Origin of the sequence: Tatumella sp. JGM130 (assembly GCF_018257525.1) — a bacterium.
GTDB lineage: Bacteria > Pseudomonadota > Gammaproteobacteria > Enterobacterales > Enterobacteriaceae > Tatumella > Tatumella punctata.
The window spans coordinates 64,745-87,783 of the sequence record NZ_JAERJS010000014.1 but is presented as its reverse complement, the minus strand read 5'-3'; the positions used below and the strand labels follow the sequence as shown (position 1 = coordinate 87,783).

The 23,039-nt window shown below is 45.3% G+C and carries 21 protein-coding genes and 2 pseudogenes; 5 read left to right on the top strand and 18 right to left on the bottom strand.

Going from position 1 to position 23,039, the window contains the following annotated elements:
* Positions 1-72: 72 nt before the first annotated feature.
* From JK211_RS08795 to JK211_RS08785, 3 genes and pseudogenes are all read right to left on the bottom strand, one after another.
* The gene (locus JK211_RS08795) at positions 73-648 is read right to left on the bottom strand and encodes a hypothetical protein (protein ID WP_212708298.1); all 576 of its coding nucleotides are present in this window, start codon (positions 646-648) and stop codon (positions 73-75) included.
* A 27-nt stretch (positions 649-675) separates the two neighbouring features.
* Positions 676-989 (bottom strand): annotated as a pseudogene (locus JK211_RS08790) (Tn3 family transposase); the annotation flags it as partial.
* 26 nt (positions 990-1,015) lie between these two features.
* A complete protein-coding gene (locus JK211_RS08785; RefSeq protein WP_212708297.1) occupies positions 1,016-1,768 on the bottom strand; it encodes a S9 family peptidase in 753 nt (250 codons plus the stop codon).
* Positions 1,769-2,008: 240 nt separating this feature from the next.
* Between JK211_RS08785 and JK211_RS08780 the strand changes: the two genes are divergently transcribed.
* Both JK211_RS08780 and JK211_RS08775 read left to right on the top strand, forming a co-directional pair.
* A complete protein-coding gene (locus JK211_RS08780) occupies positions 2,009-2,878 on the top strand; it encodes a DMT family transporter (RefSeq protein WP_001567390.1) in 870 nt (289 codons plus the stop codon).
* Positions 2,879-3,011: 133 nt separating this feature from the next.
* Positions 3,012-4,235, top strand: coding sequence for a MalY/PatB family protein (locus tag JK211_RS08775; protein WP_212708296.1), 1,224 nt, complete (start codon positions 3,012-3,014; stop codon positions 4,233-4,235).
* A gap of 185 nt (positions 4,236-4,420) precedes the next feature.
* Here the strand turns inward: JK211_RS08775 and JK211_RS08770 are convergent, their stop codons facing one another.
* The 3 genes from JK211_RS08770 to JK211_RS08760 form a co-directional block, all read right to left on the bottom strand.
* Positions 4,421-5,194 carry an SDR family NAD(P)-dependent oxidoreductase gene (locus JK211_RS08770; RefSeq protein ID WP_004729618.1) on the bottom strand — a complete coding sequence of 258 codons (774 nt, stop codon included), beginning with the start codon at positions 5,192-5,194 and terminating at the stop codon, positions 4,421-4,423.
* A gap of 65 nt (positions 5,195-5,259) precedes the next feature.
* On the bottom strand, positions 5,260-5,961 hold the full coding sequence (locus JK211_RS08765; RefSeq protein ID WP_001194072.1) for a DsbA family oxidoreductase: 702 nt from the start codon (positions 5,959-5,961) through the stop codon (positions 5,260-5,262).
* 65 nt (positions 5,962-6,026) lie between these two features.
* Positions 6,027-7,133: an alkene reductase gene (locus JK211_RS08760; protein ID WP_006687059.1), complete on the bottom strand. Its 1,107-nt coding sequence runs from the start codon at positions 7,131-7,133 to the stop codon at positions 6,027-6,029.
* A gap of 213 nt (positions 7,134-7,346) precedes the next feature.
* Between JK211_RS08760 and JK211_RS08755 the strand changes: the two genes are divergently transcribed.
* Positions 7,347-7,676, top strand: a complete 330-nt coding sequence (locus JK211_RS08755) for a co-chaperone YbbN (RefSeq protein ID WP_002431133.1) — start codon at positions 7,347-7,349, stop codon at positions 7,674-7,676.
* A gap of 29 nt (positions 7,677-7,705) precedes the next feature.
* Here the strand turns inward: JK211_RS08755 and JK211_RS08750 are convergent, their stop codons facing one another.
* The 4 genes from JK211_RS08750 to JK211_RS08735 form a co-directional block, all read right to left on the bottom strand.
* Positions 7,706-8,044 carry a carboxymuconolactone decarboxylase family protein gene (locus JK211_RS08750; protein ID WP_000888080.1) on the bottom strand — a complete coding sequence of 113 codons (339 nt, stop codon included), beginning with the start codon at positions 8,042-8,044 and terminating at the stop codon, positions 7,706-7,708.
* Positions 8,045-8,048: 4 nt separating this feature from the next.
* Entirely contained in the window at positions 8,049-8,630 is a 582-nt protein-coding gene (locus JK211_RS08745) for a TetR/AcrR family transcriptional regulator (protein ID WP_000210409.1), read from the bottom strand.
* A gap of 141 nt (positions 8,631-8,771) precedes the next feature.
* Positions 8,772-9,329 (bottom strand): OsmC family protein, encoded by a 558-nt coding sequence (locus tag JK211_RS08740; RefSeq protein ID WP_000108589.1) that lies wholly within the window; start codon positions 9,327-9,329, stop codon positions 8,772-8,774.
* Positions 9,330-9,514: 185 nt separating this feature from the next.
* The gene (locus tag JK211_RS08735; RefSeq protein ID WP_012695450.1) at positions 9,515-10,099 is read right to left on the bottom strand and encodes a recombinase family protein; all 585 of its coding nucleotides are present in this window, start codon (positions 10,097-10,099) and stop codon (positions 9,515-9,517) included.
* Positions 10,100-10,258: 159 nt separating this feature from the next.
* Between JK211_RS08735 and JK211_RS08730 the strand changes: the two genes are divergently transcribed.
* Positions 10,259-13,243, top strand: coding sequence for a Tn3 family transposase (locus tag JK211_RS08730; protein ID WP_212708295.1), 2,985 nt, complete (start codon positions 10,259-10,261; stop codon positions 13,241-13,243).
* Between the two features lie 231 nt (positions 13,244-13,474).
* Here the strand turns inward: JK211_RS08730 and JK211_RS08725 are convergent, their stop codons facing one another.
* Entirely contained in the window at positions 13,475-13,780 is a 306-nt protein-coding gene (locus JK211_RS08725; RefSeq protein ID WP_249213776.1) for a helix-turn-helix domain-containing protein, read from the bottom strand.
* 104 nt (positions 13,781-13,884) lie between these two features.
* On the opposite strand from JK211_RS08725, the gene JK211_RS08720 reads away from it, so the two are divergent.
* Complete coding sequence (locus tag JK211_RS08720) at positions 13,885-14,358, top strand: hypothetical protein (RefSeq protein ID WP_212708294.1); 474 nt, start codon at positions 13,885-13,887, stop codon at positions 14,356-14,358.
* Positions 14,359-14,440: 82 nt separating this feature from the next.
* On the opposite strand, the gene JK211_RS08715 is transcribed toward JK211_RS08720, so the two are convergent.
* The 7 genes and pseudogenes from JK211_RS08715 to JK211_RS08685 all read right to left on the bottom strand — a co-directional run bounded on the left by JK211_RS08715 (position 14,441) and on the right by JK211_RS08685 (position 22,952).
* Entirely contained in the window at positions 14,441-16,357 is a 1,917-nt protein-coding gene (locus tag JK211_RS08715; protein ID WP_212708293.1) for a DNA topoisomerase III, read from the bottom strand.
* On the bottom strand, positions 16,354-16,830 hold the full coding sequence (locus tag JK211_RS08710) for a hypothetical protein (RefSeq protein WP_212708292.1): 477 nt from the start codon (positions 16,828-16,830) through the stop codon (positions 16,354-16,356). The genes JK211_RS08715 and JK211_RS08710 overlap by 4 nt, the downstream gene beginning before the upstream one ends.
* Positions 16,823-18,700, bottom strand: coding sequence for a site-specific integrase (locus JK211_RS08705; RefSeq protein ID WP_212708291.1), 1,878 nt, complete (start codon positions 18,698-18,700; stop codon positions 16,823-16,825). Before JK211_RS08705 ends, JK211_RS08710 begins: the two co-directional genes overlap by 8 nt.
* The gene (locus JK211_RS08700) at positions 18,700-20,484 is read right to left on the bottom strand and encodes a hypothetical protein (RefSeq protein WP_212708290.1); all 1,785 of its coding nucleotides are present in this window, start codon (positions 20,482-20,484) and stop codon (positions 18,700-18,702) included. The genes JK211_RS08705 and JK211_RS08700 overlap by 1 nt, the downstream gene beginning before the upstream one ends.
* Positions 20,485-20,486: 2 nt before the next feature.
* Complete coding sequence (locus JK211_RS08695) at positions 20,487-21,818, bottom strand: site-specific integrase (protein WP_212708289.1); 1,332 nt, start codon at positions 21,816-21,818, stop codon at positions 20,487-20,489.
* An 82-nt stretch (positions 21,819-21,900) separates the two neighbouring features.
* Positions 21,901-22,218 (bottom strand): annotated as a pseudogene (locus JK211_RS08690) (toprim domain-containing protein); the annotation flags it as partial.
* A 185-nt stretch (positions 22,219-22,403) separates the two neighbouring features.
* On the bottom strand, positions 22,404-22,952 hold the full coding sequence (locus JK211_RS08685; RefSeq protein WP_212708288.1) for an NAD(P)H nitroreductase: 549 nt from the start codon (positions 22,950-22,952) through the stop codon (positions 22,404-22,406).
* Positions 22,953-23,039 lie beyond the last annotated feature (87 nt).

Below are 23,039 nucleotides of genomic sequence, written 5' to 3'. Positions count from 1 at the left end.
AGTCAGTTGAACTGCATGACAAAGTCATCGGGTACTACATGACAATAAATCACTATCAATAAATTGGAATCATTACCGACATGTAGTATCACTCTCTCTCGCGACACTACCGACAAGTAGTTCCCAGATGAAACCAGCATGAGTTTCATCGACTTTAATTCTACCCAAAGCAAGATAGGCTTGGTTTCTAACAGCGCTATTGCTATGAATAATCAGCTTTTCTATAGTTTGGATAGCTTCATGCATACGATTTGAATCATAAGCAAGAATCGAGCAAGATAGAAAAGGTGCGTATAAGTCAAGTTCATTTTGGGTAAGGATTAATTCAACGCTTACTTTTGAACGTTGAGCATCCACCTGACAGAAATGCTGAAAGGCCCCATACAATCTGCCAGCAAAATTCTTTTGTGTCAGGTGAACCAAACAACTTATGACATCTTCAACTTTTGACTTAAGTAAAGGTAATGTGATTTCAAATATGTGCAGAATCGTAAAAAAATTTTTGCAGGAGCTTTTATCAATTTCTTTCACTATTTTGACGAAATCAATATCTCCGGAATTGTGCAGCTCAGATAGTGCTTCAGCTAAAACGAGCTTCTCGGAACGTTGCTCTTGGTAATAGGGGTCCGCTTGGAAAACGGAAATCATCCCACGCTAAGACTATATTTTGTACAGCAGTGGAGAAGGATGAGAGACCAGCAGTTCATTAACAGGGACTCCTTTTTGCTTAAGCGGCTCAATGGTTCTTTCTATATAAACCGTATTCCAGAGTGTTATCGCCGCCGTATGTAGTGTCAGCGCCGGTGGCGTGGTAACGCTGATCCTCTCACCCCCAGATCCCTGATTTCATTCAGCCGGTGCATGAAGGATGCTCGCCCAAGGGCCTCACCCTTATTCAGCCCCACCTGTATGCATCGGCCTAAGCCTTTATCGCAAAATCAGTCCAGCATAAACAGCGTCCGATCTCTGCAGAAAATCGCCCTCTGCGCTACGAGTTTGAACGCATTTACTCTGTTTATAGGTAACATTCGCTCCACGATATAATGATATCGGCAACGTATTCAGCATCCTGAGTATGAGTCAGAAGGTGATCCGCCTTACCCAACGAAATGAAACTCTTGGGATGCTTTGCTGCTTTGAATATTTTTTCGGCCTGCTCAATTAACACAGTATCATCTTCAGTCGCATGAAAAATAAGCAGAGGCTTGTTCATGGCGAACACCTTATGAGCGATTTTGTGTTCCTGAATATTGTCCAGCATCTGTTTCTTTAAGGTAAATACCCGCCCGGCCAGCTCAACGGGATAGGCTCCATGCTGGTTAATGTTTTCAACATCATCCTTAAAAAGACGTTTTACGTGTGTCAGTTCTCCGGGTGATCCTATGGTGACAACGGACTTTGCCTCAGGAACTTCGCCGGCAATAGACAGAATGGCCGATCCCCCCAGGCTATGGCCGATGAGCAAAGAAGGCGCTTCGTACTGTCGGCGGAGATAATCTACCGCGCAAAGCAGGTCCGAAATATTGGATGAGAAGTTGGTGTTGGAAAAATCCCCTTCGCTGTTTCCCAGACCAGTAAAATCAAACCGGAGAACGGCGATAGCATTCTCTGTCAGTTTCCGCGCAATACGCGCCGCGCCTTTGAGGTCTTTGCCACACGTAAAACAATGAGCTAACAGCGCAAACGCTTTAGGATTTTCAGGAAGTTCAAGCAATCCGGCCAGTTCTTCACCAGCCGCATTTTTGAACGTAAATTTTAGTTTTTTCATAGGATATTCCAGGTCTTAAACTGATTTCATATGTTTGATCGCAGGGAAAAATAATCTTCTGCTCTGCATCTGGCATTACGCGTTTTCCTTCCTCTACTGGGGATGTGAAACAGAATTCATTCCGAATGCCTGTCCTCACCTTCCAGTTTGAAAGCTGATTATTGCTTCCTGTTCGGTGATCACTTACGCTATGCTACCAACTAGATGGTAGTTTACAAGAATTTTATGAGGTCTCACTGAATGGCCAATTGCGCGCTCATTCTTAAAATATCCCTGGCAATGCTGGCATTTGCTGCAAACTCTATTCTGTGCCGTCTGGCCCTGCAGGGAGGCCACATTGATCCCCTTTCATTCAGCAGCCTCAGGCTGGCCAGTGGTGCACTCGTCCTGTCACCTTTCTTGTTTTATCACGCAAAAACTACATTATCGCTGTGGCGTCCGCTGAGCGGATTTTACCTCATGGTGTACGCAGTGCTCTTCTCTGTCGCCTATATCCATCTCGATACCGGGGCAGGTGCGCTGTTACTTTTTGGTGCCGTACAGTTTGCGATGGTGATCCACGGATTATTTAAAGGGGAATCACTCTCCGTTATGCGGGCTTGCGGTTTAGTTATTGCTCTGGCAGGAATTGCTGCCCTGCTGTTACCCGGGGCGAAGGCACCGCCGCTTTACAGTGCACTTATGATGATCGTTGCCGGATTAGCCTGGGCCGCCTATTCCGTCAGGGGGAGGGCGGGCCAGGCGGCCGGGGCTTCAACGGCGGCAAATTTTGTACTCGCCACGCCGATGGCTCTCGCTCTTTCGTTGCTGTTTATGAAGCAGGGTCACTATGATGCTGCGGGCATTGCTTTGTCATTGCTGTCCGGTGCCGCCGCCTCAGCCGGTGCATATGTATTGTGGTATACCCTTTTACCCTCTCTCGGCTCTATCACCGCCAGTACCCTTCAGCTCAGCGTTCCCTGTCTGGCAATGCTAGGGGGTGTGGTATTCCTGGATGAATCACTGACGGTCAGAACGATATTTTCTGCCCTGGCGGTGCTGACTGGCATTGTGATGGTGACACGCGAGAAATCCCCCCGTCAGTCGATGACAAAGGCGAGAGAACCTTAATAACGCAATTAATTCATGCAGTTGTGATGATTCTCTTATGTTAATCACACGAGCCAGTTTTCCCGCTCCGGCATCAGACTGACAGTAATACTGAGGTCGACGTTTCTGACTACACCTAAGGCAGGTTTATGAAATGAAATATGATTTTGATGAGTACGTAAGCAGAGAGAAAACAGACAGTCTCACCGTGGACGGCTGGCGGGAATACCTGTTTTCGGGACAGTCCGAATTTGCAATGCGGTATCCGGCAGAAGGGCTAATCAACCTCTGGGTTGCTGACATGGCTTTTGCCACACCAGAGCCGATTCTTCAGGCCATCAGAGACCGTCTGGATAGAAAAATACTCGGCTACACTAAAATCTACGACGAAGAATACTATGAGATCTTTGGCAGCTGGTGTGAGCGACAATATGGTCACCGTTTCAAAACGGAAGACATTGTGCTGTCTCCGGGCATTATTCCCGCGCTGAACCGTCTCGTCCCGCTTCTGACCGACATGGATGACAGTATTCTTATTATGACGCCTTCATATGGCCCGTTTAAAAAGGCGGGTGAATACAGTCAGCGTCGCGTGGTGTACTCGGCGTTAAAAAAATCAGCAGGCGGCTGGGAACCTGACTGGGAAGACTTTGCACGCAAAGCCAGTCAGGCCGATTTACGTGTGAAAATTCTTTTCCTGTGTAATCCGCATAACCCGACCGGACGAGTCTGGCGGCCTGATGAACTTAAGCGGATTATTGAAATTTGCCTGGCCAATGACATCTGGGTGATATCTGACGAAATTCACTGCGACCTGTCCCGAAGCGGTATCGGTCATACACCGGCCGCCTCTCTTTTCCCTGATTCTACACGCATTATTACCTGCATGTCCTCGAGTAAAACATTCAATCTGGCCGGGAATTTGTTGGCAAATATTATTATTCCGGATCCCGGTGTCAGAAGCGAGTGGCGTCTCAGACACGACGAGTTCATCTCTCCACTGAGCCTGGCAGCAAACAAAGCGGCGTGGAGTGAATGTGATGACTGGCTTGTCCATCTGAGGGAATATATTGACGGCAATTTCCAGTACCTGCACGACTATCTCAAAAACTATTTACCCGAAACCAGGTTCTCGATCCCCGAAGGGACATATCTGGCCTGGATAGATATTAGCCGCTACCTGCCCGACACCGCAGGTGAGGATTTATCGCTGTATTTTGCCCGGGAGTCAGGGGTCCTTCTTGAAGGGGGCTTGCTGTTTGTCGACAATGGGGACGGATATATCCGGTTAAATCTGGCCTGCCCACGGAGTATGCTGACAGCAGGGATGAAAAGAATTTCACAGGTACTGCGGATACCGGATCCTCATCGTGTATAACCCCTTTCTCTCTGGCCGTTTTGTCCTGTCAGGATGTCGTCAGAACCCGGCATAACACCCTGTGCCGGGAACACAAAAGGCACGGATGAACAGGTCGTGAATATTCTTAGTGAAGCCTGCTGATGACATGTCTGGCGACAAAAAAATGCCGCCCTTAAGGGGCGGCTTATGCCAGCGTCACGGGGTTATCGTCTGACCGCCATGATGCCCGCATCGACATCCCAGATAGCGCCCGTCACCCATGAGGTTTTGTCAGACAACAGGAAGAGAATAGTGTTTGCCACATCTTCGGCAGTTCCGACGCGTCCCAGCGGGTGGAAATCGTTCAGCGACTTCATAGCATCTGCGATATCCGCTTTGTCCATGAAGCCTTCGTATATCGGCGTATGAACAATCCCGGGAGACACCGCGTTGACACGAATACCCGCGCTGGCCAGCTCAATCGCCAGATTACGCGTCAGGGCATGCAGACCCGCTTTTGCCATTGAATAGGCCGAGGCCGGCGAGTCACCCAGTGCAGCCTGAGCACCAATCGAACCGACGTTGACGATAGACCCTTCGAGCTTCGCGGCGAGCATGTTCTTCACGACATCCTGTGTAATAAAGAACGTGGCTCGGTTCAGCGAAAGATACATGTCATAATCGGCAAAGCTGTGCTCGGTAAATCCTTTGGGCATGAAGATACCGGCGGCATTCACCATCAGGCTGATATCGCGATGGTGAGCATTAATTTCCTGACGGATAGTTTCCATACCTTCTTCGGTCATCAGGTTCGCCGCGATGACCGCAACCGGTCCCAGAGGGCTCAGTTCTTTTTGCACCGCTTCGGCTTTGTCTTTTTTATTCCCGGTCAGCACGACACTGCCGCCCGCTTCCAGTACCATGCGTGCCACGGCCAGGCCCATGCCGCTGGTACCGCCGACGACGAGCAGTTTTTTACCTTTGAAAAAAGTGTTCATTTTCTGACTCCATTACTGGTGGGTAAGACGTTGCCGGCAGCGTGAAACTGCCGGCGGTTGACGGATTAAATACTGCAGCCATCCGTTCCGCAGGTCTGACCCGCAGTGGCTGAAAATTCGGTTTGCTGTTCATCCCAGACCTGACGCAGGGCATTCAAAAAGTTATCTGCTGCCTGAGCCCCGCTGATGGCATATTTTTCGTTCATCACAAAAACCGGAACGCCGCTGAGGCCAATAGACTGTGCGTGGGCTTCATCGTCGGAAACGGTGGCGCGAAAATCGTCATTTTCCAGGGCGGCTTCAGCGTCAGCTTTCGGCATACCGGCTTCTACGGCCATGGCAACGAGCTGCTGACGGTCAAAGAGAGAGCGACCTTCGGTGATACTGCCATGATAAAAACGTTCTTCCACCGCGTCCGCAATTCCGGCCTTACGCGCGGCAACCAGCAGGGTGTGTGCATCTTCTGTATCACCAAACATCATGCCGTCGAAGTTGTAGATCAGACCTTCAGATTTACCGGCGGTGCCCACCTGATTCATCATCAGCTCCGCTGAATGCTGACTGCCCAGCTTTTTAACGATGGCATCCTTAAAAGGCATCGCGGGAGTACCACCGGCCAGACGGTAGCTGTGATGGCGGATCACCACCTGGTCGCGAAATTCAAAGCGATTCAGACCCTGTTCAAATCTTTTTTTAGCAATCCAGCACCACGGGCAGACCAAATCTGACCAGATATCGATGGTAAGGGTGGGTTTCAGCGTTTGCATAATGATTCCTCAAAGACGTTGGGCGGTCGGATCTCACTTATCAGAGAACCGCGACCGTATGGGATTTATTGCGCCTGCCAGACCGGGTAATCGGTATAGCCTTTTTCCGGGGAACCACTGACGCCGTAGTAGGTGGCGCGGTCACTTTCTGCCAGTGGCCAGCCGTTTTGCATTCTTTCAACCAGATCCGGGTTAGCGATGTAGGGCACACCAAATGCCACCAGATCCAGCTCATCATCTTCCAGAGCCTGCTCTGCGATATCACGGGTAAAACCGCCGGCAGCGATGATGGTGCCTTTAAACGTGTTGCGAAAACGGCGGCGGAAGCCTTCCGGAAGTGGCGCTTTGGTGTACACCGGCTGATAGTAAAGGTGTACGTAGGCCAGTTCCCGCTGACCGAGCGCGTCGGTGATGGCTGACCAGGTTTGCTCTTCACCTTCATACGGCGCGAGGTCATAAATGCGGCCGAACGGTGACAGGCGCACGGCAACGTGGCTGTTACCCACGGCTTCCGCCACGGCGTCAATGGTCTCCAGCAGGAAACGCTGACGATTTTCCACCGAGCCGCCGTATTCGTCGGTGCGGGTGTTCAGTTCGCTACTGAGGAACTGGTCAAAGATGAATCCGTTTGCCGCCATGATTTCCACGCCGTCAAAGCCGGCTTCCATCGCCAGGCGTGCGGAGTGCACGAAGTCTGCAGTGATGCGTTTAACTTCATGCGTTTCCAGCGCGCGTGGCTGGCTTGGTACAACCGGGCCCGGTTCTCCGGATTCGGTCAGCGCAAAAACGGTGGTATTGACCGCCTGAACGGTGCCCGCTGAAACCGGCGCTATGTGGCCTGGCTGAAGAGAGACGTGAGACATACGGCCGACGTGCCAGAGCTGCGCGAAAATACGGCCACCTTTGGCGTGAACCGCTTGTGTCACCTTACGCCAGCCCTGGACGTGTTCGTCGTTGTAGATACCAGGGGTATAAAGGTAACCCCGGCCTTCTTCTGAAACCGGCATCCCTTCGGTGATGAGCAGGCCAGCAGAAGCACGCTGTGCATAGTACAAAGCCACGACCTCATCCGGCACGTCATTCATGGTGCGGGTGCGGGTCATCGGTGCCATGACTACACGGTTTTTTAACGCCAGGCCAGACAGATTGTAGGGGGTGAAAAGCTTACTCATCGTATACCTCACAAAAAACAAAAAGGAGTATCCCGGCAGGGATTTGCACAGCCCGGCAGTATCATCGACTGGACGTCGCGCACTGAAGTTGCATAAACATCTGATGGGTGGCAATATATCAACCATCTAGTAGGTAGGTCAATGGGTGTGTCGTATTTTTTTGTCATAACGCAGCCATTTCTGAATTGTCACTCATTTTGCGAGGTCATCACCATGCGTACATTAACAGCTTATAACGAAGATAATTTCCGCCAGATAGAGCAGTACAAAGGAATATCGGTGGTACGTTTCTCTGCACCCTGGTGTCCGCCCTGTCAGGCCAGCGAAGAAATGTTCAGTCAGTTTGCAGACCGGCTCGATAGAGATATTCAGGTGGGGAAAGTCAATGTAGATCAGGCGCCGGTGCTGACAACCAAATACGAGATCTGGGGGCTGCCGTCTGTGCTGATATTTCATGAAGGGCAATTAGTTAAACGCATACCGGGTGTGAAACCTGCATCGGTATATGCTCAGGCTATTGCGGACATAAAAAAAGGGCAGTAATGCCCTTTTAACGTGGAATTTATTAATGCTTAACCGCGTGCCTGACCGACGGCATCCAGAGTGCGGGCTGAATAAATGACCGCCGCGCCAGCGTTGAGGTTAATCGCCACGCCCAGCGCTTCAGCAATTTCAGCGTCGGTTGCACCGGCTTTCACAGCGGCGTCGGCGTGAAAAGCAATACAGCCGTCGCAGCGGGTTGTGACTGCGCACGCCAGGGCAATGAGTTCACGCACTTTTGCGCCCAAAAGGTCAGTTTTGTTACCTGCGTTGCCCAGGGCAACCACGCCTTTCATGGTCTCGGGGGTCAGTTTGCCCAACTCGCCTAAACGTTGCATTAACTCTGAGCGATAGTTGTTCCAGTCCAGCATAGTGTCATTCTCCTGAATGAGGGGTATTAAGAAGCAGTTTTATATACTTAAGGCTGTTGGCGAAGACTTCGGGTCTGGCCGTTGCATGCGCCACTACGCTTGAGCCTTCACAGACATTAATGATCATCAAAGCAATATCTGATGGTTCGGCATGGGATGAAAACTCACCTGACTCCATGCCCGCCCTGACGACTTTTGTGAGCCACTCGATTTGCATATCGAAATAAAGTGATGTCTGTACAGTAATTGCCTGAGGCAGATTGGCGGTCTCTGCTGACAACGCACAACACAGTGGCAGTAGCGAAGCTTTATGGCTTTGCGCGAAGATATCGATGTAAGCCGCAATTCTTCTCTCCGCGCTTTTCTCAGTCGCCTCTATCTGCTCAAATACGCGTTGTGTATCAGAGAACGCCTGTATTACCACCTGCTCACCCAGAATATCTTTGGTCGGGAAATGGTGATGAATACTGGCCTTGGTGATACCCACTATTTTTGATAAATCAGCATAGCTGAATGCTGAATACCCTTTTTCGCGCATCAGGTGTTCTGCTTCGCTGAGCAGCCGTTCCCGTGTCATGGTTGTCATAATTACTCCATATAATCTACTAGTTGATAGATTATATTGTTGCTATTTTTCCGTAGCAAGTTGTATCACTGACTCAGTATCGTGCAGAGCTGAACGTCACTGCCATCCTGCATTCTGAATGGCAGCATTACATCTCTGACATCACGCCAGGCGTGTAATCATTTCAACCGGATTAGCCAGAGTATCGTGGATTGGCGAATTCTTTTGCATTTCGCTGACCAGCGCTTCTAACTCCTCGCGACTGGCGGTCTTGCTCGTAAGGTGAACATCGACGCGAATAGATTTCGCACCTTTACGCACGTTGCTGTCCAGCCCAAGGAAGCCGTTGAGGTTGATATCGAAATTAAGATCCAGCTCGATACCGTCCAGGTCGATCCCTTTTTCAGCAGCCATCATGGTAAGGGTGGCGGTATAACAGCCAGCCAGCGCCTGCATGATGTATTCAGTCGGGCTCATGCCGGTATCGGTGCCGAGTAAACCTGCGGGTTCATCACCGATATTAGAAAATTTCCCCACACGGCTGGTATCGATAACGCCGTTCTGGATTGTGGCGCCGGTCTCTGTGCGAACGGTTAATCCGCCGCTGGAACGGGCTTTCATCTGGAAAGTCAGGTTACCCAGGCCAGGCTGGCTGCGAACTGCTTCACGGGTATTGTGGATCGCAGCTGCGTCTGCAGAAGGTTTAACGGTAGTAGACATAATGGCTCCTGTAATTTCTTGATAAAAGGTATAGCTGGTGTAATCAGTACCAACCATCTAGTTGGTAGATTAATATCGCGAACCTCTTTTGTCTACTCTTTTATAAAAGATAGGGGGAAAAGAACCCAGCAGGCTGTTTTATTTCATAATAACCATTTGATTTTTTTTATAATCTTCCCAGCCGCTCACTCTTGCAGCAATCCAGCCTTTACCCGAAGGATAGTCTGGCGGGTGGTATTAAATTCCCGGGCAATAGCACTGATACTGATGCCAGCATTTAGGCGCTCTGTCACTGTTTGCTTTTGTTCCTCGCTCAGGATGGGGGGGCGACCGAAGCGTTTTCCAGCCGCTTTTGCCCTCGCAATACCTGAATACGTTCGCTCAAGCAGCAAATCCCGCTCAAACTCCGCTACAGCAGAAATTACCTGCATAGTCATTTTTCCGGCCGGACTGGTCAAGTCAACGCCTCCGAGTGCGAGACAATGAACGCGAATATCTAAAGCCGCCAGTTGCTCTACTGTTTTTCGGATATCCATCGCATTACGACCCAGACGGTCAAGTTTGGTGACAATCAGTACATCCCCATTTTCCATGCGATCTAGCAACCGGATAAATCCGGGGCGTTCGCTGGCAGCAACCGAGCCACTGATATGCTCCTCAATAAGTCGTTGGGATCTGATGGCAAAACCCGCCGCTTCAATTTCACGACGCTGGTTTTCTGTGGTCTGTTCCAGAGTTGAGACCCTGCAGTAGGCAAAAACACGTGACATGGGAAACTTTCCGTACGAAATGGATGTCCGAATTATAACGTGTGTCCGAAATTAATTTCACTAAGTTTCGGACATGTGCTGTAAGTGGTGTACGAAACCGACCGGTTTCGGTCACAGCGAACAAATAACAGATGAAAACTATACGCGAGGGAGGCATTTATGCCACGGCGACAGATACTGAGCAGCGAAGAGCAGGAACGCTTACTGGTTATACCAGATGATGAAATTATTCTGACCCGAATGTGTTTTCTGAACGAACCGGATATTGCGCTCATTAATAAGCACCGAAGGCCAGCGAATCGCCTGGGCTTTGCTGTATTACTCTGTTATCTGCGTGGACCTGGATTTATTCCGGACAAAAGCAGTGCTCCTCACAATGGCGTTGTATCCAGGGTTGCTTCCCGACTGAAACTTCAGCCTGATTTATGGCCGGAATATGCATCCAGAGAGCAAACCCGCTGGGAACATCTGACCGAACTTTATCGCTACCTGGAACTATCCCCGTTCAGCCGGTCAATGCAAAAAGACTGTATCCGTCATCTGCACCCCTATGCCATGCGAACTGACAAAGGATTTATGCTGGCGGAAGAAATGCTCAGCTGGCTACATAACAATAATGTTATTTTCCCTTCTGTTGAAGTGATCGAACGGACGCTTGCCGAAGTCGTCACGCTCGCTAACAGATCGGTATTTTCGACACTTACCGCGCAACTGGAAAAGCAGCATAAATCAGCACTCGACAGCCTGCTCATATCAGAGGGTGAACAACCTTCCCGTCTGGCATGGCTGCTACAGCCTCCGGGTAAAATAAACGGTAAAAATGTGCTGCAACATATCGACCGGCTTAATTCCATCGCTGCGCTGGGGTTGCCTGATGGTATTGCACTTTCCGTTCACCAGAACAGGTTGCTTAAACTGGCGCGTGAGGGCCGGAAAATGAGCAGCAGGGACCTGGCAAAATTCACCGATGTCAGACGTTACGCTACGCTGGTTTGTATAATAACAGAGGCCAGGGCCACCCTGACTGACGAAGTGATTGATCTGCACGAGCGTATCCTGGGTAGTCTGTTCAGCAGGGCGAAACGCACGCAGGCCGAACGGCTCCAGCAAACGGGAAAGCTTATTCAGAGCAAGCTGAAGCAGTACGTTACCGTCGGGCAGGCGTTACTTAACGCCAGAGAATCCGGGGAAGATCCCTGGACTGCAATAGAAGATGTCCTTCCCTGGCAGGAATTCATCAACAGCGTGGAAGAAACGCGGTTTCTTTCCCGTAAGGGCAATTTCGACGCGCTTCATCTGATCACCGAAAAATACAGTACGTTGCGTAAATATGCCCCGCGTATGCTGTCAGCATTGCAGTTCATGGCGACACCTGCGGCGCAGGCGCTCAGCGATGCGCTGGACACCATAACGGAAATGTACCGTAAACAACTTCGTAAAGTGCCGCCATCAGCGCCAACAGGGTTTATCCCTGAAAGCTGGCGAAAACTGGTGCTCACGCCTTCAGGCATCGACCGCAAGTACTACGAGTTTTGCGTACTGAATGAACTCAAGGGTGCATTACGTTCCGGTGATATCTGGGTAAAAGGATCGCGCCGCTACAAAAATTTTGATGATTATCTCATCCCAACTGCTGAGTTTGAGAAATCCCGACATAATGACCAGTTACAGTTGGCCGTTCAGACCGATAGCCAGGCATACCTTCAGGCCCGTATGACTCTTCTTGCATCTCGGCTGGAAGAAGTTAACGCGATGGCGCTTGCCGGTGATTTGCCCGATGTAGATATCTCAGATAAAGGCGTAAAAATCACTCCACTGGAGAACAGCGTTCCTTCAGGTGTTTCGCCCTTTGCAGATTTGGTCTATGGCATGCTTCCCCATCCGAAAATTACGGAGATACTGGAAGAAGTTGATAGCTGGACGGGATTTACGCGTCACTTCGCGCACCTCAAAAATAATAACGTCAGACCAAAAGACGGAAGACTGTTGCTGACCACCATTCTGGCTGACGGCATCAACCTTGGGCTGACAAAAATGGCGGAATCCTGCCCTGGGGCCACAAGATCGTCACTCGAAGGTATTCAGGCATGGTACATCAGGGATGAAACTTATTCAGCGGCACTGGCCGAGCTGGTCAACGCGCAGAAAGAGCGGCCTCTGGCCGCATTCTGGGGCGACGGGACAACATCGTCGTCAGACGGGCAGAACTTTCGGGTAGGCAGTCACGGACGTTATGCCGGTCAGGTCAATCTTAAATATGGTCAGGAGCCGGGCGTGCAGATTTATACGCATATCTCAGACCAATACAGCCCGTTCTACGCCAAAGTGATCAGCCGGGTGCGCGACTCAACCCACGTGCTTGATGGCCTGCTGTACCATGAAAGCAATCTGGAAATTACCGAGCATTACACCGATACCGCAGGCTTCACTGAACATGTTTTCGCCCTGATGCACCTGCTGGGATTCGCTTTTGCGCCAAGGATCCGTGATCTTCATGACAAGCGGCTGTTTATTCATGGAAAGGCCGAGCGCTATCCGGGGCTTCAGTCTGTCATATCAACAACCTGCCTGAATATCAAAGACATTGAGTCGCACTGGGATGAGGTATTGCGCCTGGCAACCTCGATTAAGCAGGGGACAGTCACCGCATCACTGATGATGAAAAAGTTAGCCAGTTACCCAAAACAGAATGGACTTGCCAAAGCGCTGAGAGAGATTGGCCGCATCGAACGGACACTATTTATGCTGGACTGGTTCCGTGATCCCGGTCTGCGCCGACGCGTGCAGGCGGGGCTGAATAAGGGTGAGGCCCGTAATGCCCTTGCGCGAGCGGTCTTTTTGCACCGTCTGGGTGAAATAAGGGATCGTGGGCTGGAGAATCAGAGTTATCGCGCCAGCGGGCTGACATTACTGACAGCAGCGATCACGTTGTGGAACACGGTATATATAGAAAGAGCTATTGAGTCACTAAAACGAAAGGGTATCCCGATAAATGAGCAACTGGTCTCTCATCTTTCTCCCCTGGGCTGGGAACATATCAATCTGAGTGGAGATTACGTCTGGCGTAATAATCTTAAGCTGGGATCCGGAAAATACCGCTCATTACGTACAGTCGATACCGTTTTGTACAAAAAACAGTCTTAGCGTGGGATAATTTCCGTTTTCCAAGCGGACCCCTAATACAAGTCAGTAACTTGAGTAAGCAGATCTATCGCCGTTCGATTTGCAGATAGCAACCTAGCTTTTATTTCTTCTAATAACATTCCTGTGCCCCACAATTATGCTACAAACTTAGTTTTCCCAAATTACTTCTAGTCGATTTAGCTGTTCTGAAGTGGTTCTCTGAATGGTAGTTCCTGATTAATTCTCCTGAAATTATATAGTTTCACGTAGTTTACTAATCAGATTTAGCTTTGACTGTTCATCTAGATTATTAAACAGACAAACAAGTTCTGCACTCAATTCATCTTCACAAAAAAAGTAACTCAACGGGACGCCAAGTTCACTCGCAAGCTTCTTGAGCATATCCATATCAGGGATATGCCGCCCCTTTTCATAATGATTCATACGTCCGCTTGCCGAGCCCTCATCCATACCGGCTTTGATCCCCAGATCCTTTTGGGACCAACCGGCTTTTTTTCTGGCCTGCTTGAGTCGTTCGGGGAAGGGATTATTCTGCAAAATTTTTTCATCATCTGGCGTCTCGAATGTATAGATTGTCTAAGTTTCTCTCACTCCTGTATACTTAGCAATCCTAAGTTTTAGACCTATGAGTTATGATTTATATGAACCAAGGGATCTTGTTCAGCAGCAGCAAAAAATTTCTTCACATTTTAAACCAGCTAACCAATCATAAAATATTACGTAATGACTTGATTAATATTGCAATTATTGAATTTCAGCTTTCTAAGAAACAGGCTGTGGGGCTGATTGATCGTGGTATCTATCAGCTTAAGCACCAAGATCTTGTACAGGCTAGTGGGAACGTTAAAAACATTAGTTACCAATTTTCATTGGAGGTAATGAGTCATCTACCAGTTAATGTGGCTTATGATGCGGCTCAATTGCTCACTTCTGAAAAACAAGGTTTAGAAAAAGAACTCATGCAGATCCACTACGAGCAAGAAGCCTATCAAGAATTCTTGGAAAAAATTCCGAATAAGAAGCTTTCAATAATGAGGTTACAACAAGAGACCGCAGAAAAGTTTAACCAGTTGAATGGCAAGCTACGAGCAATTAACCAACTGTTAGCTCTGTAGATCAAGAGGGGTGCCAAACAGTTGGCAACCTTCTTTGCTACATGAAGTCGTAACAACCTCGCTACTAATATCAGTCTTTACTCTACCGTTTAACTGACTTTTTCGCTGAAGGCTTTTTATAGGGAGCCTTTCCTAAACCTCTCAACCCTTCAAAACGGATATTATCTACCTGATGAATAAATACATGTAGCCCATCAACCAACGGTTGCATAAACTGGCTATACTTGATTTTTTTCTCAGAAATAGCCTCTAGCTGAGATTCCCAATGTGCTGTCATATCAGGCTTTGTCATAGCTTCTGGAAGAGATAGTATCAACCTACGGCCAATATCAGTAGCATGAATTTCTTTGCCTTTTTTGGTCAAATAGTCACGCTTAAATAGTAATTCAATGATACCGGCTCGGGTCGCTTCTGTTCCCAAGCCATCTGTCTCTCTGAGCACCTTTTTAATCGCTCTATCGGTGACGTATCTGGCTATGCCCGTCATGGCTGATAGCAAAGTGGCATCGGTAAAGTGACGTGGCGGTGAGGTGTTTTTTTCATCCAGCTTGCCATCCACACAGAGTACCTCCTCCCCTTTGATGACCTCTGGCAATCTTACAGCTGAGAACTCTGGATCTTCAGATGTTGATTTCCGCTCCGGTAATAGTGCCTTCCAGCCTTTATCCACAACTTCTTTTTGCCTGCTGATAAATAAGCCGCCGTGCACTTCTGTATCGATCTGCTTTTCCTGATATTGAAAAGGTGGATAAAACTGCATCAAATACTGTCTGGCGACCAGTTCATAGATGTTCTGCTCATCAAGCGACAGACGGCTCGAATCAACGCCACGACTGGTCGGGATAATGGCATGGTGCGCACTCACTTTATCATCATTCCACGCCTTAGATTTGACTGACAAATCGGCAATTTCAACAGCTGTCGCCAGTCCAGGGATAGTTTTAGGGATCGCTTGAGTGACTCTATGTGTATCGCCAAAGTGTCCGCTGGGCAGATAACGGCAATCTGAACGAGGATAGGTAATCAGCTTATGTTTCTCATACAGCTGCTGGCACACATCGAGCGTCTTTTGGGCATTGAGATTAAAACGTCTGGAAGCATCGATTTGCAGTGCTGACAAATTATAGGGTAATGGCGGGGCTTGTTTCGCCCGTTCTTCAGTTACCGCAACCACAGTTGCTGGCTGGCCTGTTACTTTATTCAATACGGTTTCAGCCAATTTTTTCAACACCAATCGCCCCTCTTCATCCATATACGGTTCACAGGCGGCACTCGGTTTCCATTTTGCCGTATAAATTTGGTCTTTATCGGTTTTAAGATCGATAAACACGTCATAGAAGGGTTTTGAGACAAAAGTCTCGATTTCTAAATCCCGATTAACGACCAAACCTAATACTGGCGTCTGTACTCGCCCTACAGACAGCACACCGTTATAACCCGATGACTGCCCCCGTAAGGTACATAAACGAGTCATATTGATGCCATAGAGCCAGTCAGCTCGTGCACGCGCTAATGCTGAAGTAGCCAGAGGGATAAAATCGATATTACGGCGTAGGTCATTTAGCGCACGTTGGATAGCATCGGCGTTCATATCGTTAATCAAACAGCGCTTGGCTGCTTCACGCTTCTCTTTTGGTACACCGCAATAATTGATAATCTCATCAACCAGAATTTGCCCGACTCTATCGGGATCGCCCATATTGACCAGCACATCAGCTTCGTTAATTAGTTTTTTTATAACGTTAAATTGCTTTTGTGTGGCGGGCTTTACTGAGTGTTTCCACTCCACTGGCACAATAGGTAGGTGCTCCCTGCGCCACTTTTTAAAATCAGGGTTATAGGCATCAGGCTCAGCCTGTTCGAGTAAATGGCCAATACACCAAGTTACCACATCACCGTTGGCGGTTTTAATAAACCCGTCACCCTTTTGATGCGGTTTAGGCATAACATCAGCAACTGCCCTGCCAACACTCGGCTTTTCAGCTATGTACAAAATCACTGACTTCTCCTGCTGCTTATATCAACAATCTTGAGTGCTGATACTTCCCTTTCCAGATCTTTGATCTTATCGAATGCTTCGAACAAAGAGAATTCTAACTGGGCATTTTTAGCAATAATCTTATCGCAAAAGGCTTTGATATCGTCTCTTTGCACCTTATAGCGCTCCTTTAACTCGCGTTCCTTATCTCTTTGTGCGCGTATTTTGTCTACCGAAGCTTTACCAGAAGCTACAAGATCTGTTGCACTTTCAAATTTTTGTCTATCTATAATATCCTTTGCTTTTACAACAAAGTCTTTATAATAATAAATACCACCAGAACTAAGCCCAGCCTCTTTGTTTATACGGCTAAGACTCAATCTCCCATCATTTGGGGTACGCTCAGGAACTCCATTTACTAGCCTATTCAAAGCTTGCTCAAGCCTTTCAAGTGTGAGCAATGCTCTATCATCAATATTTTTATAATTATTCATTAATGAATATCCTTTTATCAAAAGGAACATATCCAAGATCATGCTCTGATAAAACTTGCTCAATAGATTTTATTTCATAAAACAGTTTAGATGTAACATTAGGCATGTCTAACCCAAGAGATTCAATATCACTGAACTTTTTAATTAACTTTTCTCTAATATCGAGAAGTGATTTTGCTTTATCTGTTGTCACAACTTTGTACTTACATGTAGTCATGTCACAAATTCTATCACAATTTGGATTAGTACAATACCCTGCGGGGTGCTCAACAATAGAAAGTTGACCATCCTGTAATTGTTTACGAATCTCATTTCTATCTAAATAAAAACGCGTATCACCCTGCTCTCGAAGGCTTTTAATTCTCTTACCCTCATGACCAGACAATATTTCTGCGTCATTATATATGTGATAGAAGACCTCTGTCATATGCTCTTGATTCTCTCCAGCGATTTCATTTTGTAGATCTGTATCAATCATCATATCAACATACGACGCAATATTTGCTTGATTTGCATACCAAGACGTCATAGTAATATTCATATGTTTAAACTGATACTTAACATCAAGTAATGATGCTAATTTATTCCTAACCAAATAGACAGCAAACGTCCGACGAAATGCGTGAGGATGTACTTTTAAAGTTTCTCCAACTTTTAGCTCACCCTTTCTTGTGGGATTGAGCAAATCAAACTCTCGGACATCATTTTCTGTTGCTCGATAACCAAGTAACTTTACGAAGTTATTAAGAGAATGAGACATTGATTGTCTACTAGCATTGGGTCGATGACCTCTCATATGGGGAAGAGTTATAAATAAGCAGTCTACTTTCTTTAAGAAATTATTCTTTTCATCAATATGCGTTATCGAATCTGCTTGTTTTTTCCATTTTTCACGGGCAAAACCAAAAGCATCCCAAAGTAGCTCTATTGCTTTTTTCGCACTCGGTATGGTGACCCATGATGTAGAACGAGCTATTCCACCTAGATTAGGTTTTGTATCCAAACCATGTAATATAGGAATGGTCATGCCTGCATATTTTTTCTCTTGATAAGAATGTATATTAAAAGACTTTATTTCTCCATCCCTACAACCTGTAAATGCAGCTATTACAATATAGCAAGCACCTCTAAGCCAAGATAACCACAATCCACTGTAGTCTAATTCTATATTTAGATCATTTGGTATTTCGCCCATACTTTTAAGAGCATGTCTTTTAACCGTAGCAGTACAAGAATAATGCTTCTCCCATTTGGTATATAAAAACATAAACTCCTCATACAAAGTGGATATCACTTTTCGATGCGGATGATAAAAATCAACTATTCTTAAAGCTTCGCCATAATATTTTGAAGAGATTTTTTCAGGGATGCAAACTGCTTGAGATACAGACTCTCCACTTACCGATAGGTAATGGGATAAACTTTCGTAATTTTCAACTATTCTTTTCGTGAATCCAAACTCATATAAATGAGACAAAAAAATAAGATAGTTTTTCCACGTTTTGAACTTCAGGCCTTGTTTTTTTGCAATAAATAATATATTTCTGTATTTTTCATCATCATTAATATCATCGTATGAAGTACCATTGTTTTCAATGATGCACTTTTGAAAAATAACCCCACCTGAAATAATATTCAAAATGGTGCTTTTTTTAGATTTAAGACTATTAGCCAATATTATTTCATGAACTAAGGACTTTACCGTTAGTTTGAATTCACCAGACAAACGTGTAAATGAAACATCAAAATCCAATGACCAAAAATTCCAAACATCTGAATTATAATAGCTGTAAGGTTTTCCTTCAGAGTCCCTTGAAACAATAATATCACCAGCAGAGAGGTCATGTTCTGTTTTTTTAAATTTTTTCATTAGTAAATTCCCAACATTAACTCTAAGTCATCAACACTATCCCAAAGGGGGTGAACACTATCCAGATATTTGTTATAAGCTTTATTATATATTATTGTGTGATCTTTTTTCATTCTATCAATAATGAGTTGTACTGTATTACTAACCTTACTTAATAAGTAAGATGGATGAGAATTAATTGCTGGCCTTGTTATTGATTCCAAAATGATATCATTGAAGGAAAGTAATAACCAAACATCATCAACTTCAGCAACAACAGCATGATGTTTACATCCAAAACATTCAAGAAACTTATGGCAAGCAACTATATCACTATCATTTGCCAATCCATTTTTTATTAAGTCACTTTTTAAATTCTTTGATTTATGTTTAAAGGAACCACCACATCTTAACCCATTAGTAAGTTTCTTAAATTTTTGGCTCACCTCACTCTCTTTAAGTGGGTCTTTATAAATGAATTTACTATCCTCAATTACTTTATCTAATGGTTTTCCTAATGCAGACTGCTCCCTAATATATAGTGCAGACGCCAGTGAAAATTCAACTGTGGTAGGATTACCATCAGCATAATATTTTGCTGATGTTTCTACTGTGTTATTCAAACCTTGTGAAACAAAAAAAACACTTTCTGTTGCTCGCATAATAAGTGATGCTTTGGTTTTTCTAAAGCGCTGGCTACTTAGTATCGGCAATCCAAGATCTGTAAATAAATTACTCAGAATTCTCGCACTAGAATCTGTCATATATGACTTTTTCCCATCAGATGGGTTAGGAAATAAAAAACCATCCTCATAAGGATCTATGACATCAATTATTCTAATCCATCTTTCGAAAAAAATCTTTGCCTCGCGAGTAAAACCGACATTTATTTCATTGACTCGACCATTCTGGCGCCCCTTCTTGATTTTGAGCTTATATATCTTCCTTGTAATATCAGTGAATAACTCATCACTTAGATCTGATTTTTTCATTTTCAAGAGTGATGTTGCATTTGCACCTGTATAAAAGCATGTTAGGTAATAAGCTACTCTAACTAAATCACTCACCCATACCATATCATGGCTATAATATGAAACCGTTCTTTCTGACAAATTCACATTCTCATATCTCTGCTCACCATTAGAATCATCAATATCATAAAGAGGAAAAATTTTTGGTATAGTTCCACTCTCAATATGTTTGCAATAATCATTGAAAATAAAACTTAACGCAGGAATTAACTCTTTGATTTCATCATCAGTATAAGGCTCAGCACTTTTAGTATCATGAGGAAATTTAATAAAGTAGTCATTGCATTTGTTAAAAAGATCTGGATCTAATTGTCTTAATAAGACTTTAATTGAATTCTGTCTTGAAAGTAGAGTTTTACCTTTAACCCCTTTATTGTAATGATCAACAAGACTTTTGGAATAAAACAAAATAGAACCAATGCAAAATATCTCTTCAAAACCCTGAGCCTCAGACATTCTTATAAATCTAACTAATTCATTGAAAATATTAATTTTAGTTCTATTAGTAGCATCTAAGTAACATAATATATTAAATATACTGACAACGAGACTCCTCCTATTAGCGTCAACAATATCTGGTTGATTTATTGGTATAGCTACTCTATATCCATCCAGGGGTAAAATTGGACATCCCCGATACAGTAACCGCTCAAAATTCGCTATTTTACCATTATCAACTATCGTGTGATCACGCATATTAATATTAACTAAATTATCCTCATTGAGGAACGATGGCATCATTGTTTTCCTTGAATTATTTTTTATAAATGCCATATTTATTCTCCATTATTGAGGATAGAGTCAATTGCTAATTCATGAATCTCATTTGCAGTTAAAATACCGCGTTCACAAAACTTGAGGTAGCCTAATAGAGTTTCTCTATTTTTATGTCCCATAACTGACTGTAGATAATCAAGAACGTTACCTTCTTTCATCCCTGCATTGAGTAATTCGTTCAATCTTTCTACGGCATATGTAGATCGTAAATTATGAAACTTATGGGAAAAGTTAGGAAATTTGTTTTTCACTAAATTCCTCACCTCTCCCCAGCGAGCATCCAATGTTTTAGAAGCATAGTAATCTCCATTTTGATTTATTAATAAGGGTGGATTTTCTTTTTGCTCTGGATGAAGAATTTCAAATTTCTTCCTACGCTCTATATATCTTGATGAATTAATATAATCATACAGTTCTTGCATCAACGTAGAAAGAATCTCTACTTGACGTACTGTCCCATTTTTCGTTTCAATACCTAATAATGGGTCAAGCAATAATCCCTCAGCACCAATCAGATATTTCCTCTTATTCTGCTCAGGATCTGGTTTATAAATCCCTTTATTCCTAAGAGTGATAATCTCATTTCTTCTTAATCCAGAATATCTACTCAGCTTAATAGCCAGAAGAAATTCCTCAGATAACACAACGAACTTATCTCCATTTTTACTTTTCGATACTCCAATTTTACTAACATTGCATATTAGCTCTACTGACTCCCACTCTATTCTGTTCAGAGGAATAAGCTTTCTAGGTAATCCAAACTGACTCGTATTATTAGGTAGCTTTAACCTTAAATCAGTTGTATCTACATAAATAAATTTACTGCGCATGTATTCATGTGTGGATCCTCTATGTAAACTAACCACTTCATAATTGAAGGGAGGATATCGAAAATTATGTTTTCTCGACAAATAAAATTTATAGAAATTAATTACTACTCTCAGGTAACTATTAGCTGTACTTCGTGCTAACGCACCCTTTTCGAATATGTTTTTTAGATGTCTCCGAAACATATAAGTTGGACGTTTTCTTAAAGGAGCCGGCATATCATCCCATAAGACATTAATATCACTGAGAAAAGTAAAATAATGTAATAATGCCTGAGCCTGTGTATTGACCTCTTTTTTCCTTAAGTTAACCTTTAAATGAATAAGCCAATTATTAACAACATGTATATTATCCCCCTCTTCTGTAAATAAAAGTGGTAATTTACCTATACACAGTCCATCACCTTCAAAATTAACTGATAACCCACCAGTGGCAGGACTAATATCTATTTTAATTTTTTGATCGACAACAAAGTTTGGCACTTCCCAAAGAATAAGACTCATCTAATCGTTTACCGTCAAAATTTCACAATTTCATTGATTATATACGTAACAATCTAATTCAATGGAAACATCGTAACAGTACCCGATCCGGGTCACCGGCATGGACAACCCGGGTGGCTTTCTGCAACAGTTCTTCAATAACGCTCAGTTGTCTGGCGACTTCCGGACGAGGCCTGAGTTGCCATTGTTCCGGCACAATCGGCAGATCAGCCAGTGACCAGCGGGCATAACGGGGATCATAATGTTCCGGCTGCGCCTGTTCCAGCAAATGACCGACGCACCAGGTGACTGTCTGATCATTCCCGCAGGCAATAAACCCCTGACCACGACGGTGCGGTTTAGGTAAAACATCAGCAATAGCCCGCGCAAGACTGGGCTTTTCGGCAATAAACAAACGCATTAACCGTGCTCTTCCTTTGTTAATCCGGGTGGGTATCTGTAAAGTTACTGTTTTCACACAGAGGAAGCAGCAGGCATCGCCCGGCAGAATACTCTTCTGAGTGATGCTCCGTGATAAAATCACGTCCTGACTCAGCCACTGACTGGCTGAGTCAGGATAATGCCAGATTCAGGGAGATAACACTGTCAGAAATAACTGACAAAAGCGCCAGTATCTTCCGGCGCGACCGGAGGGGCTTTTAATTGCGGTGTTCCGAGGTAGAGAAAACCGACAATCTGATCCTGCGGACGACAACCGAATCCTTCCCTGACGATCTGGTGTTCGGTCCATGCGCCGCTGCGCCAGATTCCGTTAAAACCCTGAGCCTGAGCAGCCATTTGCATCGCCATCACCGCACATCCGGCAGAAACAACCTGCTCCCACTGCGGCACCTTAGGATGTTCTTCACAATGAGCAATAACGGTAATAATCAGCGGCGCACGGAAAGGTGCGTTACGGGCTTTTTCCTGCCCTTTATCATCCAGACCGTCCTGTACTGCGGCCGCAGAAAGTAACTGGCTGAAACGTTCCAGTCCCTGCTGCTCTATCAGCACAAAACGCCAGGGTTTAAGCCCGCCATGATCAGGTGCACGTAGGCCTGCCTGTAAAATAGTGTCTAACGCTTCCCCTTGTGGTGCTGGTTCAGCCAGTCTGGCCGCAGAGCGGCGCTGTAATAAGAGTTCCAGAGCGTCCATATATTTCCCGTAATAAAAAGCAGTGATATGGCTAAGTCTGGCATAACAACGTCTTTTGTAACAGTCTGTCGTGATTTCCTGCTGACA

What these genes read in the sequence shown, in the direction of transcription:
- JK211_RS08795 (WP_212708298.1), bottom strand. Translation starts at nt 648, where the DNA reads ATGATTTCCGTTTTCCAAGCGGACCCCTATTACCAAGAGCAACGTTCC.
- JK211_RS08785 (WP_212708297.1), bottom strand. Translation starts at nt 1,768, where the DNA reads ATGAAAAAACTAAAATTTACGTTCAAAAATGCGGCTGGTGAAGAACTG.
- JK211_RS08780 (WP_001567390.1), top strand. Translation starts at nt 2,009, where the DNA reads ATGGCCAATTGCGCGCTCATTCTTAAAATATCCCTGGCAATGCTGGCA.
- JK211_RS08775 (WP_212708296.1), top strand. Translation starts at nt 3,012, where the DNA reads ATGAAATATGATTTTGATGAGTACGTAAGCAGAGAGAAAACAGACAGT.
- JK211_RS08770 (WP_004729618.1), bottom strand. Translation starts at nt 5,194, where the DNA reads ATGAACACTTTTTTCAAAGGTAAAAAACTGCTCGTCGTCGGCGGTACC.
- JK211_RS08765 (WP_001194072.1), bottom strand. Translation starts at nt 5,961, where the DNA reads ATGCAAACGCTGAAACCCACCCTTACCATCGATATCTGGTCAGATTTG.
- JK211_RS08760 (WP_006687059.1), bottom strand. Translation starts at nt 7,133, where the DNA reads ATGAGTAAGCTTTTCACCCCCTACAATCTGTCTGGCCTGGCGTTAAAA.
- JK211_RS08755 (WP_002431133.1), top strand. Translation starts at nt 7,347, where the DNA reads ATGCGTACATTAACAGCTTATAACGAAGATAATTTCCGCCAGATAGAG.
- JK211_RS08750 (WP_000888080.1), bottom strand. Translation starts at nt 8,044, where the DNA reads ATGCTGGACTGGAACAACTATCGCTCAGAGTTAATGCAACGTTTAGGC.
- JK211_RS08745 (WP_000210409.1), bottom strand. Translation starts at nt 8,630, where the DNA reads ATGACAACCATGACACGGGAACGGCTGCTCAGCGAAGCAGAACACCTG.
- JK211_RS08740 (WP_000108589.1), bottom strand. Translation starts at nt 9,329, where the DNA reads ATGTCTACTACCGTTAAACCTTCTGCAGACGCAGCTGCGATCCACAAT.
- JK211_RS08735 (WP_012695450.1), bottom strand. Translation starts at nt 10,099, where the DNA reads ATGTCACGTGTTTTTGCCTACTGCAGGGTCTCAACTCTGGAACAGACC.
- JK211_RS08730 (WP_212708295.1), top strand. Translation starts at nt 10,259, where the DNA reads ATGCCACGGCGACAGATACTGAGCAGCGAAGAGCAGGAACGCTTACTG.
- JK211_RS08720 (WP_212708294.1), top strand. Translation starts at nt 13,885, where the DNA reads ATGAACCAAGGGATCTTGTTCAGCAGCAGCAAAAAATTTCTTCACATT.
- JK211_RS08710 (WP_212708292.1), bottom strand. Translation starts at nt 16,830, where the DNA reads ATGAATAATTATAAAAATATTGATGATAGAGCATTGCTCACACTTGAA.
- JK211_RS08705 (WP_212708291.1), bottom strand. Translation starts at nt 18,700, where the DNA reads ATGAAAAAATTTAAAAAAACAGAACATGACCTCTCTGCTGGTGATATT.
- JK211_RS08700 (WP_212708290.1), bottom strand. Translation starts at nt 20,484, where the DNA reads ATGGCATTTATAAAAAATAATTCAAGGAAAACAATGATGCCATCGTTC.
- JK211_RS08695 (WP_212708289.1), bottom strand. Translation starts at nt 21,818, where the DNA reads ATGAGTCTTATTCTTTGGGAAGTGCCAAACTTTGTTGTCGATCAAAAA.
- JK211_RS08685 (WP_212708288.1), bottom strand. Translation starts at nt 22,952, where the DNA reads ATGGACGCTCTGGAACTCTTATTACAGCGCCGCTCTGCGGCCAGACTG.